Annotated in this window: 13 protein-coding genes; all 13 read right to left on the minus strand. The window is 41.0% G+C overall.

All coding sequences use genetic code 11. From position 1 onward, the window contains the following. Positions 1 to 2: 2 nt before the first annotated feature. On the minus strand, positions 3 to 344 hold the full coding sequence (locus tag ABJL82_RS15765; protein WP_347275662.1) for a DUF1016 N-terminal domain-containing protein: 342 nt from the start codon (positions 342 to 344) through the stop codon (positions 3 to 5). 312 nt (positions 345 to 656) lie between these two features. Then, entirely contained in the window at positions 657 to 848 is a 192-nt protein-coding gene (locus tag ABJL82_RS15770) for a hypothetical protein (protein ID WP_347275663.1), read from the minus strand. Positions 849 to 1,008: 160 nt separating this feature from the next. Continuing rightward, positions 1,009 to 1,647 (minus strand): AIPR family protein, encoded by a 639-nt coding sequence (locus ABJL82_RS15775; RefSeq protein ID WP_347275675.1) that lies wholly within the window; start codon positions 1,645 to 1,647, stop codon positions 1,009 to 1,011. 120 nt (positions 1,648 to 1,767) lie between these two features. Further along, on the minus strand, positions 1,768 to 2,763 hold the full coding sequence (locus ABJL82_RS15780) for an AIPR family protein (protein ID WP_347275664.1): 996 nt from the start codon (positions 2,761 to 2,763) through the stop codon (positions 1,768 to 1,770). A gap of 18 nt (positions 2,764 to 2,781) precedes the next feature. Continuing rightward, positions 2,782 to 3,552 (minus strand): HNH endonuclease, encoded by a 771-nt coding sequence (locus ABJL82_RS15785; protein WP_347275665.1) that lies wholly within the window; start codon positions 3,550 to 3,552, stop codon positions 2,782 to 2,784. A 12-nt stretch (positions 3,553 to 3,564) separates the two neighbouring features. After that, complete coding sequence (gene vsr / locus ABJL82_RS15790; RefSeq protein ID WP_347275666.1) at positions 3,565 to 3,870, minus strand: DNA mismatch endonuclease Vsr; 306 nt, start codon at positions 3,868 to 3,870, stop codon at positions 3,565 to 3,567. 198 nt (positions 3,871 to 4,068) lie between these two features. Further along, positions 4,069 to 4,290: a YgiT-type zinc finger protein gene (locus ABJL82_RS15795; RefSeq protein ID WP_347275667.1), complete on the minus strand. Its 222-nt coding sequence runs from the start codon at positions 4,288 to 4,290 to the stop codon at positions 4,069 to 4,071. Positions 4,291 to 4,730: 440 nt separating this feature from the next. Further along, complete coding sequence (locus ABJL82_RS15800; RefSeq protein WP_347275669.1) at positions 4,731 to 5,462, minus strand: YggS family pyridoxal phosphate-dependent enzyme; 732 nt, start codon at positions 5,460 to 5,462, stop codon at positions 4,731 to 4,733. A 32-nt stretch (positions 5,463 to 5,494) separates the two neighbouring features. Then, positions 5,495 to 7,120 carry a phosphomannomutase gene (locus tag ABJL82_RS15805; RefSeq protein WP_347275670.1) on the minus strand — a complete coding sequence of 542 codons (1,626 nt, stop codon included), beginning with the start codon at positions 7,118 to 7,120 and terminating at the stop codon, positions 5,495 to 5,497. A gap of 365 nt (positions 7,121 to 7,485) precedes the next feature. Beyond that, complete coding sequence (locus tag ABJL82_RS15810) at positions 7,486 to 8,391, minus strand: DUF58 domain-containing protein (RefSeq protein ID WP_347275671.1); 906 nt, start codon at positions 8,389 to 8,391, stop codon at positions 7,486 to 7,488. 283 nt (positions 8,392 to 8,674) lie between these two features. After that, complete coding sequence (locus tag ABJL82_RS15815) at positions 8,675 to 9,679, minus strand: MoxR family ATPase (protein WP_347275672.1); 1,005 nt, start codon at positions 9,677 to 9,679, stop codon at positions 8,675 to 8,677. Positions 9,680 to 10,019: 340 nt separating this feature from the next. Beyond that, positions 10,020 to 11,390 carry a CoA-binding protein gene (locus tag ABJL82_RS15820; protein WP_347275673.1) on the minus strand — a complete coding sequence of 457 codons (1,371 nt, stop codon included), beginning with the start codon at positions 11,388 to 11,390 and terminating at the stop codon, positions 10,020 to 10,022. A gap of 300 nt (positions 11,391 to 11,690) precedes the next feature. After that, positions 11,691 to 13,023: tetratricopeptide repeat protein (locus ABJL82_RS15825; protein WP_347275674.1), on the minus strand; the 1,333-nt coding region annotated here is incomplete at its 5' end.

The raw sequence follows: 13,023 nt of genomic DNA on the forward strand, positions 1-13,023 counted from the left end.
CCTCAGTTGGTTGTATCAATAGAAGATTGGTCCGGCACCGCCTGACCAATCTCTTTGTAGGTTTCGTAAAACAGCCTGAACTGCTTCAAATTAGTTAGTGAAACACCTTTCAGCCCAGCCTGTTTGAGCTCCGCAGAAAGGCATTGAAGAAGTTTCTTGCCATACAGTTCCGCCCGCTCTGCACCGCCATTTTCAAACTCCACGATATACCAGCCAAAGAGCCAGTTGCGAATTACTAAAGCAATATCAACCAAGCGGGCCGCCTGTTTCTGTAGCTCACTCTGTGTCTGTTCAAACAACACAACCAGTTTTTCGAATCCAAATCCGCGTTTATCTGTATTCATCTGTGGTTCTTTCCCTAAATCGTTCGCACTTAAGTACCCGGGGATAATAGTTTAAAGATTTGTTCCAAATTGATTTTTACACTGTCGCTGCCGTATGAGCTATCGCGGAATACCGCGCGCAGGGGTTTTGCGTTTTGCCAGGTGTTTTACCAGTTCTTCGGTATTGTTTCTCAACAAATATTTCTTGACAAACAAAGGAAATAAAATGAAAATTGCAAAAAGAGCGGTAAGACCGCTGTGGGTTGTCCATGGTGTTCCCTTCCGGAGGTTGGCAAAACTATGGCGAAACAAGCTCACAGGGCGCGCTCTTTTTTATTTTTCAGGCAAATAGATCGTATCATGTCTCACATTTCCTTTGAATACGCTGAACCATTCGTAGTCTTTCTTTTCATATTTCCTGAATATTCCCCATGAAAACGTATCAACCGCCTGCAATCCCATATTTTCGTGCGATGTCCAGTGATATATATCGAGCGGTAAAGAATTCCGATGGCTTCTTCGCAAAGAAGTCGAACCCCAGGTCTCCGCTTTCGTCAAGGTACAAATAAAGCATTTATTTCTTATGTCCTGCAGCTATTCCGAGTCAATTGTATATCAGAAAGCCTTTAATCCAATGGCCGGGGAAGGTAATAAGCCGTCATTTTCAGGTAAGATTCATTTACGGCTATTGCGTGTAATTCCATCCCCGAATCTCTGCTTCTTCCCAAATTCTTTTACAAAGAATGCTCAATGCAACAGGCGGTTCTTTACCCTTTTGGAGAAAGTTAACCATATTGAAACTTTGAAAACGCTCGTTCGGGGTCAAAAACCTACCCTCCCTGAGCCATTTGTATAATTCAAGCCATCCTTTGCTGCCTTTGTTCTTGCAGAATTCAACAGCTTTGTTTTCTCCCGAAATTGTGGGATCGTATTTCCCGCAACTGCTTTCTGAAATATATTCACCCCGGATACTTCCCGGCAACACAAAATCCCTGGCTTTCAATTTGTCCCAACATTCCTCCCTCTTGCAGTACTCTGTTACATTTTGCTGGGTGTTACGGATATGTTCGTTTACAATCCGTGACATAGACTCCAATACATCAGTAATTGGTTCTCCAACTGCTTGTTTCTGCCATATCCTTTCCATGTCAATCCGGGAATCCGTCAGATGAAATAGCCATGCAAGTGCATATGCAACGATATTGTGATGATACCCATGGAAACCCTGCCTGCGTACAATCTTTTCAGTCGAATTCCATAGGACAATCAAAGCGACCGTCTTTCTGAAAAACGCTTTCCAGTCTTCATCCTTTTGTTCTCGCAGCCATTTGTTGAACCATCCGAAATTTTTCTGTCCCCCCCAGGCTTACTACATGGGGCAATCTCAGGTAAGTGTTCCAAACTTTTCCGAACTTGCTCTTGTCAAACTTCTGATGTTTCGGTCTCAAAGCATCGAACTGTCGTTTTTGTGCAGGAGTTTTTGCCACAAAATTCCTGCATTCTTCATAACTACCCCTGGCACGCTCGTAGAACCAATATGTCTGCTGGGAACCACCGGTAGGGTCAGGCGACAGGATGGTGTTTGAAATAGTCTGTATTTCCTGATGGGGCGATAGGTTTGCGGCAAGATCTGCCATCTGAACCTTGTTCTGCGTATTTGATATTCACTAATCTTCAGAACAAGCATGGGTACATCTTCCGGGTTGTGAATAACTGTCAGCTTCATCTGAACAAAGATATTATTAAGGGCTGCGCGATCTTTCTTTTGGGTATGATAGAAAGACGCCGTTGTCTGCCCGCCGTTCACGATCTGAAAATCTTCGGCATGTACCAAACCTAAACCCGCTTCTGAGGATGTAATTTCAACGCTCCTGGCAAAAATAGTTATACCATTGTTATAGGCGCAGAACATGTCAGGCGCTTTCAGTATGGTTTCCCTGATGCCTTTATTGACATTGCCGCGGGCAGAGAGAAAGACGCGTACATTCATATCAAGCATTTTAATACCCCATTTGGCATACATGTTTGCGAGTACTATGCCCGGAATGAATCCAAGATATGTAGAATAGATGTTCGTTTCGTTTTTTCTAACCACACATAGTAATGGCCCGCCGCAGTATTCCGTAAATTCAATTGTTATCTTCTCTCTCTCCCCCGTTCGACAATAATGGCACGATCTTTCAATATCCCAGATGGTACGGATAATCTCGATGCCACCGATTTCATCTATACCCGCTGGTATCTTCTGGGTTATTCCGTCTGTAATCAGAACAATCTTTGCAGTCCTGATTTCACCTTTGCACTCAGTTATAAGGCTGGCAAGTTCATGCGCCTCATTCGAAATATCAATTTTGTTTTGCAGGTCTTTAAGGCTTCGCGTCAGAAAATTTGTCGCACTTTTGAATAAAGAGTTTACTTCATCAAAGGATTTCCGCCTCAATCCTTCATGCAGAAAGATTTACCCCTTGAAAATTGAATCAAGATGATATTGGAGAAAATCTTTTCTTGGATGATATTTTTTTGGAAGCAATAATTTAGTTCCAGACAAATGAGAAAAGTATTTTAAATAATAATCTTCTTTTTCTTTTTTCTTCAAAGCCGATGAAATTAGAACTTCGTACTTTTCTGTGATAGTGATGTATCCTTTATCAAAGGCCTTGTCATATAAGGCGGAAAAACAAATTCCATTTTCCGGATTCAATCTTTCGTCTTCATTTTTTGACCAGGGAATAATGTGACTTGCTACCAGCAAGTCTGGAATATCAATTCTCGTGATTACACATTTTCCTGAATAGTTTGCAATAACAACTTGCCTGAAAAAATTTTGATTTACTCTTGTTTTTACTTCTCTGATTTTGTTTTCGCCTTTCAGGTCTTTAGTGCCGTAAAGAATTTCAGAAAACTTTGTTTCAATTGTCATATTTTCTTTTTCTGCTAAAATCTTTTCACTTTCAAAAACCAACTTATCTTTATCGTTGATAAATTCATTCCAAATAGGTTCCACTTGTTTTCTTCCGCCTGACATTCCTTTAACTCCTCTTTGTTGATGATAAGGGTCGATGTGTGCAAAGTTTGTCAGGCGAATTGCAACTGCGTCTGGCGTTCTTCCCATAATGTTAGCTAGATGAATAATCTCCGGAGTGCGGCTGTGCATTTTACCAAATGGTAATTTCAGGTAGAGATTAAAAGCAAGTATAAGCTCATCCCTTGTCCAAAGATTTGTTGCCATATTCTGTAAATGTTATTTTGATTTTTTTTCTTCAGTGTTGATATTCTTCTTATCAAGCCACCATTTTCTGCAAGTTTTAGGTACTACGAAATATTTACAGCCGTCGTGACCGTGCCAGAAACAGCCATGAATAAATACAACAGTTTTGTATTTCGGGAAAACAAGGTCTGGCTTGCCAGGTAACATTTTATCATGAGGTTTATATCTGAAACCATTCCTAAAAAGAAATTTCCTGACGATGAGTTCCGGTTTTGTGCCCTTGCTCCTAATCTTTGACATGTTATAACTTCTGGTTTTCTTGTTGTGAACGTCTGCCATGAATTTTTTCTGAATAATAAGCCATTTTCTTTAATTCCGCAACCAAAGGGACTCAATTGATACTGTTTTGCGTATGTGTATATTCATTTATTACCTATCCTACCGCTAAGGAAAGCAAGAAAAGCAGGAATAGTACCTGCAGAAATTATCCTTTTTAACTTTCCAGCCCGTCCAGCCTTCCTCAGATGTTTCTATTTTTTAAAAACTCACAACTTCGACCTCTATCTTATCCTTTACAGTATGTGACGTCTCAAGAAAGCGATCTATTTCATCAAGAACCCTGGCATGAAAGTATCGTTCCCCGCATTCAGTACAAACCTCTGCAGGCACATTTTCGACAATATATAACCTGCCGCGAAGCCGGTGTTGTCTTTTTACCTTTCTCTCAACTGTTTGCTTACCGCAAAATTCACAAATCATATTTCATCCCTTAGGACATATACTGTTATTATAATCAAACTACCATCTTCTTTATACCTACAAACAAAAGGAATAGGGTCTACTCAAATAGTGCGACGAACCTCGTCGCACTACAAATGACAATTTCCAGTTTCAAAAGACTAAAGTGTTACTAAACTTCTGGTTTTCTTGCCGTGAACGTCTGCCATGAATTTCCAGGGCAGAAGAATATTTAAGCTTTTTAAGGTGGTCGCAATTTGCAGCCACTTCCGCCTTTTCTTTTGAAGAACGCATTTTCTTCAAATTTTCTGTTTCTTGATTTGCTGCTTTCCCTCAGGAAAACCCAGCAAACCCTCTTCTATCCTGAACCAGTGCAGGGTGGATTAAGGTGCGGCCCTTTCGCGACGAATCCAGCAATAATATGGCGTATACCTTTTCAATAGTTCTTTTGTTGCACAATCTCACTGGTCCGTTTTTTCCGATGGCCAGTAATATGCATCGGGAGTATTTCTTGCCCCGAAAATTGCCGTGCCGATTCTTACCATGTTTGCGCCTTCCTCAATAGCTATCTGGTAATCATTTGTCATTCCCATGGATAGGTAGTCCATTTGCACCCTATCGATCCCTTCCGTTACAATGTTGTCACAAAGTGCTTTCAACACTTTGAAGCACTTCCGGATCTTTACCTCGTCCTTTGTAAATAACCCGATAGTCATAAGTCCACGAATATTTAACGTGTCATATTTTGCTATCTGTTTTATCAGGGATATTGCCTTTTCAGGTTCTACGCCATACTTGCTCTCTTCATGAGAAGTATTGACCTGTATAAGGATATCAAGGGAACGTCCTTCCTGCATAAGCCGGTGATCGAGTTTTTCTGCCAGTGGAAGTCTGTCTACGGAATGTATCATATGTGCAAATTTCAGGGCATCTTTTACTTTATTTGTCTGCAAATGCCCAATAAAATGCCATTCCACCTTTTCATCTTTCAGTTCCTGGTATTTTTTGAGCGCCTCCTGTATTTTGTTTTCGCCGATGATATTTCCGCCGGCCTTGATTGCTTCACGTATCCGGTCAACATCCACCGTTTTTGTTGCCATCACCAGGGTGATATCTTCCGGCTTCTTTCCTGCTTTAATTGCTGCATTGGCGATGTTTTGTTTTACATTCTCCAGATTTTCCTTAATCGACATATCTGCTCTCCTGTTCTAAATGATATTGAATCCTATTCAAGTGCCTCTTTTGTAATGGATTTTACGGCGTCAATCATTGTCGCCGCTTCACCCTGAGATCTTGTTTCTGTATAAAATCTTACTTTTGGTTCCGTGCCGGACGGCCGAATCAAAAACCAGGAATTATCGTCCAGTACTATTTTAATGCCGTCCGTGGTGATAACAGAAGCTATTTTCTTCTTCTTTTCACCTATCAAAAATTCTTCACCTGTTTTAAATCTTTCCATTAGTTGTGAAAGTTTTTTTGCCAGCAGTTCCCCTGCCAGAGAACGTGCGACCTCAATTCCTGCCCTTTCAGGATAGTATGCGCCGAATTCTTCTTCCAGCACGCAAAGATATTCACTGATGTTTTTTCCTGTAACAGCCATCATTTCAATGGCGATCAAAAGGCCAAACAAGGCGTCTTTTTCAAGGGTATTGTTGTACCCGGTTATTCCGTCGCTCTCTTCGTAGGCGACAATTGCCCTTTCACTGGCTTTTTGTAGCATATAGGGCCTGAAATTCTTAAACCCTACGGCTGTTTCTTTTACCGGAATACCCAGTTTTTGAGCAATGGCATTTCCAAAATTACTGGTTGCTACCGACTTTACCAATACGCCGGAAATGTTTTTATACGTATGTAAAAAGTGGAGCGCCATCGCGCCAAAATGGTTTATGGTGATATCTCTGTTTCCGTCAGTAAATCGTATTCTGTCTCCGTCCGGGTCAATAACCACCCCCAGCTTAAATCTGTTTCCTCTTCCCTTCAGTATATCCATTGCCGGTTGTATATTCCTGGCGGAAGGCTCCGGAGGAATGCCGCCAAACAAATAGTCGCCTTCCGTTCTCAGATAAGATATTTTATTGCTTTCTCCGACAATTGAAGCAGGCCTTTTTCTTGATGCGCCATGAACATGATCTATGCAAATAAAACAATCTTCGTTTTGAATAAATCGCCTGATTTTCTCAATATCTAATGTACCCCGGCGCAGAAGAAAATCTTTATAAAGTTTTATGGTATCTATCTTCTCTACATCTCCGGGCAAAATCGCCGGTATGATTTTGTTTTTTGCCATTAATTGGTTTGCATTCCTTTCTATGACATTTGTGATCTCAGCACCGGCAGGGCCTCCATCGGCCGGATTAAACTTAAACCCGGCATAATTGGCAGGGTTGTGCGAAGGGGTTAAATTTATCGAACCGGCGGCATTTACCATTTCAATAGAGGCAGACAGTTCAGGTGTGGTCGCTTCACCCGTGTAATACACCCTGATGCCTTCCTTAGACAATAAACCCATAACAGCATTTGCAAATTCAAGCCCAAGGTACCTGTTATCGTGTCCCACAATTATGCCGCGTTTTTTTATATCCCCGAAATTCTCCGCCCCTAAAGCGCCCAGTAATTCAGCGCCTGCGTTTTTAAACATTTCGATTATTGCGGTGGTTACTATGCGCACCGTATGAAATGTGTAGTCTGTGCCCATTTCCCCTCTCCAGCCGGATGTCCCAAAAACGATCTTTGCCGGAGCAGTGTTTTCTTCCGCAAATTTTTTGATTTCGCTCAGTAAATTGGCGTTTCCTTTTACATCTGACAGGATAGACCTCCAACATTCTTCCGCATTCTTAAAATGATGTGCCATGCATTATATCCCCCCACAAAAATGGTAATAAACAGATACCTAAGCTGGCATAGCCAGAAACTAAACAAACATGAAATGAAAAATACGAAATTCGAAGTCAGAAATATGAAACAAATTCTAATGACAAAATGATGTAAATTCTAAACAAGTACACCTTTCGTATCGTACTTTTCATGCTTCATATTGTTGCCTGCCTGTGCATGACCGCACGCAGACAGGGATGTTTTGGATTTGTTTTGAATTTTATGCTTTGTTATTCGAATTTGTTTCGTATTTCGGACTTCGGATTTCGTATTTTGTGTTTCAGATTTCTCCATTAAATATTTTGCCAAATAATGCAAAGAAATTACTGATACCGTGGTGCGTCATATCTTGATGATTGAACGGAGGACATTTTCCCTTCGCGCCAAAAACTGAATTAACGTTTGGTCAAGAGGTGTGGAAGAATCTATCAGCCAGTAATCTATCTGATTTTCAAGGCATGTTTTTTTGAATTGATCAATAAAGCGGTTTATTTCTGCCAGATACCGGTCTTTTATCGTCTTTGGGTCTGCCAGTATCTTTCTATCATCTTCCATCGATTCAAAATAAGTAATTGTTTCGAATGGAAAGGTGAGTTCATAAGGGTCCAGAATATGAAATAATAATACTTCGTTCTTTTTAAAATGGAAATATTTTAATTGCCGTATAATTTCTTCCCTATTATCAAAAAAATCAGATATGATGATAATTAATGAACGATGGCGGATCTTTTCAGCAAATTCTTTAAGAACGGCGCCGATATTGGACGCACCCCCTGCCTCTAATCCTTCAAGTGTTTTGATTATCGCATAAAAATGGGAAAGCCTCGACCGCGGAGGCACATACTGCTTCATGCCTTCGCGGAAACAAACCAATCCCACCAGATCGGACTGTCTTAGGAGCAGATACGAGAGAGAGGCCGCAAGGGTAATTGCATACTCAAGTTTGCTTACCCCTTTTGACTTATATCCCATAGAACCGCTGGTATCGACAAAGAGGTAGCTTTTAAGATTTGTTTCTTCCTCGAATTGTTTTACATAATATTTATCAGTCTTTGCCTGTACCTTCCAGTCAATATGTTTTATCTCATTGCCGGGAGAATACTCTTTATGCTCAAGGAATTCGATGCTGGAACCGGTGTAAGGGCTTTTATGAATGCCGGACATTACCGCATCCGCTACCAGCCTTGCGCGCAATTCCATATTCGCAATCTTTGAGAGTGTTATTGGATCGAAAGGATTTTCAGGCATTTTTTAGAAGTAGTCCACGCATTGCAAAATACGAAATACGAAACAAATTCGAATAACAAAGCATAAAATTCAAAACAAACCCAAAACATACAACAATATGAAGCACGAAATGCGAGATACAAAAGAGGCATTTGTTTAGAATTTCAAATCATTTTGTCATTAGAATTTGTTTCGTATTTCGTGCTTCGAATTTCGTATTTTTTTACACTCCCCCTGCCGAACCTTGCAAAAGGGGAAAAAGAGAGGGGGGATGCGGTTGCGGCTATGTTGCGCCGTGTTTCATTCATTCTTTTATGGCGTCAACCAACTGGTCGATAATGTGAAGGGATGTTTTCCCTTCGGCTTCTGCATGAAAATTCGTGATAATGCGGTGTTGTAATATGGACTTTGCAAGCTTGCGAACGTCGCTGCACGTCGCTGCATACCTGCCATCCAGTATCGCCCTGGCCTTGCCGCCAAGGATAAGATACTGCGACGCGCGGGGGCCTGCCCCCCAGCTAATCCATTTTTTAATAAAATCAGGCGCCTCTGAATCGTTTGGCCTGGAAGCGCGAACCAATCTTACGGCATAGTCAAGCACATGATCAGCAACAGGCACCCTGGTAACCAATTCCTGAAGATGTATTATTTCTTCGGGACTGAATACTTTAGAAACACAGGGTTTAAAAGCAGATGTGGTGGTTCTCACAATTTCTATTTCCTCTTCCCTGGAAGGATACTCTACATTAATCTGAAACATAAACCGGTCAAGTTGTGCTTCAGGCAGAGGATAGGTGCCTTCCTGTTCAATGGGATTCTGGGTAGCAAACACCATGAAAGGGGGATCAAGTTTATAGGTAGCGCCGCTTGCAGTCACTTTGTTTTCCTGCATCGCCTGAAGAAGAGCAGCTTGCGTCTTTGGAGGTGTGCGGTTAATTTCGTCCGCAAGCAAAATATTGGAGAAGATAGGGCCTTTAATAAATTTAAAAAACCTTTTTCCCGTATCGTGATCCGTCTCTAAAATATCTGTGCCTGTGATATCCGCAGGCATGAGGTCTGGCGTAAACTGTATGCGATTAAACTTCAAATTCAAAACATCTGCTAACGTACTTACCAGCAAGGTCTTCGCAAGGCCTGGAACTCCCACAAAAAGACAATGCCCTTTGCAAAAAAGGGCAACGAGAAGTTCGTCAATAACGTCTTCCTGGCCAATAATGACCTTTGCAATTTCCTTTTTAATCCTTGTACGGCCGTTTACTATCTTTTCAATTGACTGGAGATCAGATTTTTCTATTTCAAGAGGTGCCATAAAGAATGATATTTTCCATAAAGGTAAAGGCCGTCATGTTCTCTGTTCAAGAACTATATGTTTATTATTTATCGGCTTAAGACACGGTAGCAATTCTACCTGGATAGGGGCGAAGCATTTGCCAGTTTAGGTACGAACGCATTTATGACAATTTATGGCAAATGCTTCGCCCTTACAGTTTGTATAAAGAAAAAAAAGAGCGTCGGTGTCGAAGCTGCTCAGATAAGCCCAAAACTGAGCAATATACTCCCAAGGCTTTTCCCCGGCACCAACGCCTTATTATTTTTACCAAAAATCAATTTAATTGTGAATGAAAATTTTTTATTTATCTTCCTTTTCTTTAATGCGCCTGCAACATCTTTCTTTTTAGCAACATGGACATGGCCTTTGCGCTTCTTTCCGGAGAGGGGTATACGGGATAATGCCGTTCTTCCAATAACCGTTTTATCTTCGTGGCGAAAACTCCGCCAACAGTACATACAACAGCGGGTTTCCCCGACGCCTTCATCGTCTCATCAATAACGGCTACTATTTTCTCAGACATCCCTTTAGGCGACATAAGCGGTATAATAATAACAGCGTCATATTCGTCGCTTTCGACCATACAAGCTTGCAAAACAACGCGATAATCATCATCGCACGCGCTTCCCGTTAAGTCTACAGGATTATTCACAACGTAATACTTTGCGAATTTTTCCTTTAATTTCTCCTTTAACTGAGGCGAAGGGGGAGTCACTTCCAAACCATTTTCGGCACAATAATCCGCCACAATAACGCCAAAGCCCCCTCCATTTGTTACAATTAATATTTTGTTACCCATGGGAGGGGATTGCATGGAAAGGGCCTTTATCCCATCAATAAATTCTTCAAGGCCATTTGCCTCAATAATGCCTGCCTTCAGAAATGCCGCTTTATATATTTCATAGTTTCCTGCAATTGCCCCGGTATGCGATTTAGCAGCCGCTACCCCTGCAGCGCCCTTTCCTACTTTCAACGCTACAATAGGTTTTTCCCTGGAACAGGCTTTTGCGGCTTCAATAAAACGCCTTCCATGATCAACCGATTCCATATAAATGGCGACAACTTTTGTATGACAGTCTTCCTTTAAAAACGGCAAAAGATCGGACTCTCCCACGTCCATCCGGTTTCCGTAATTCACCATTTTAGCGATACCTATTCCCTCCTGTGCCGCTAAATCCAATACAGTGATGGCAAATGCCCCGCTTTGCGAAAGAATGGAGAGTGCGCCCCTTTTTGGTTTAGTAATCCTTTCCCATGACAAAAAAGATGTGGTAAAGTTCGCATAATTATCTAAAACCCCCAGGCAGTTGGGGCCGATAATGCGAATATTATTTTCAAGCGCAACTTTCCGGATATCCTCTTCCATTTGAATACCCTCTGCGCCCATTTCACGAAATCCCGCACTGATTATTACGGCATAATGAATTCCCTTCTGCGCCTGCTGCTTCACGATTTCCAATACAAACGAAGCTGGTATGGCAATAACGGTAAGCGCAATTTCCTCAGAAATATCAGACAGGGCTGGAAAACATTGTAAGCCAAAAACCTCCTTATATTTCGGGTTTACGGGATAAATCCTTCCGGAGAAACCCATATCAAGAAGATTTTTCAGTATAATTCCAGGCAAACTGCCGGCTTTTTCCGTAGCGCCGATAATGGCAACCGATGAGGGGTTAAAAAAGACGTCCATGTGCGTTTTCAATATTATGATGGTAGAATCCGATAATTGTGAAATCCGAAACAAATTCTAATGACAAAATGATTTGAAATTCTAAACAAGTGCACCTTTTGTATCTCGCATTTCGCGCTTCATATTGCTGTATGTTTAGGATTTTATGCTTTGTTATTCGAATTTGTTTCGTATTTCGTACCTCGAATTTCGTATTTTTTATTTCGTGCTTGTTTGGTTCTGGCTATGCCAGCTTAGGGTATACTATAAGGAAGCAACGGGAAAAACAACCACTCATACGAACCTCGCCGTCGCCATTTTTTACCCCTTGGTTTTTTCTGCAATCTTTTCGAGTAATTCCAGGGCAACCTTATCATCTGGCGCAAGCGTTAGCGTTTTTTCCAACACATCCTTCGCCAATTCATATTGTTTCATATTATAATAAACAATACCAAGTATCCTGTGGGCGTCGATTGATTTCTTATCTATTTGGATTACTCTCTGGCACTCGCGCATTGCATTTTCCCAGTCGAAATTCTTCAGGTAAATATCTGCAAGTAGCAAATGAATATTTACGTAACCATGCTCCGGGTGGGCCATATTAAACTCGCGCAAAATGGTTTCTGCCACGCCATGCTGCTGTAAATCAACATATTCCCCCGCTAAATTGTGTGTATAAATGGGATTCTCAGGCGCCAATGCCACTGCCTTCTGCGAATATCGGACGGCTTCATCATATTGTTGTTTTCTTTTATAAATAACGCCAACATTATTATAGTAGTCTGCAACGGAAGGATTCCGTTCAATGAGTTTTTTGTAACAATCCAAAAGTTCTTCATATTTACCCGCAGATAAACAGGCATTTGTTAAATTCTCCAGGTAAACTTGTCCGTTCTGGCTAAGATCCAGCGCCTTTTTGAAACTCTCAATCGCTTTATCCGGCATGCCTTTTTTAAGAAAAATAGCGCCTAAATTATTATAATATACAGGTTCTGCAGGATTTATCTCAACCGCCTTTTCCGCAAAATATAATGCCTTCTCAATCTCTCCTTTTTGTAAATAAATATTAGTCAACCGCTCTAAATAGGTGACAGTTGCTGGCCGAATCAAATACGCCTGATAGAATTCCTCCAGCGCACGATCAGTATTCCCCTTATTTAGATATAAAAACCCAAGATTGCCGTGAAATTGTGCCTGAAAAGGGTCCATGTCTATTGCTTTGTTATAAAAATCAATCGCCTGATCAATCGTAGGCCGATTAAATTTTTCCGCTAACATCTGATAAATCATGCCAAAATGAAAAAACCCTACAAAATGTTCCGGAATAACCTCTAAAGAATTACCCGCATGGACAAATGCCTTTTGTATCCATTTCTCATCATTTGTATTTGATGCTTTTTGTAAATATACTTTGCATAATTCGTCACGGTACGTGGTTTCATATGGGTTGAGAAGGACTGCCCTGTTGATAAAGAACAGTCCTTTATCAACCATCAGTTCTGAATTTTCTCTCTCGGAATAATTCAATATCCTTCTGCCATATTCAAAATTCATATCCGCCTTGTATATACGCAAAACAAATAAAGTAATAAAACCCAACATGGCAAGTATCGATACACAACAAATCCACTTAAAACAGATTTTGCCAGGGGGA

Source organism: Candidatus Kuenenia sp. (assembly GCF_039794105.1).
In the GTDB taxonomy this organism is placed as follows: domain Bacteria; phylum Planctomycetota; class Brocadiia; order Brocadiales; family Brocadiaceae; genus Kuenenia.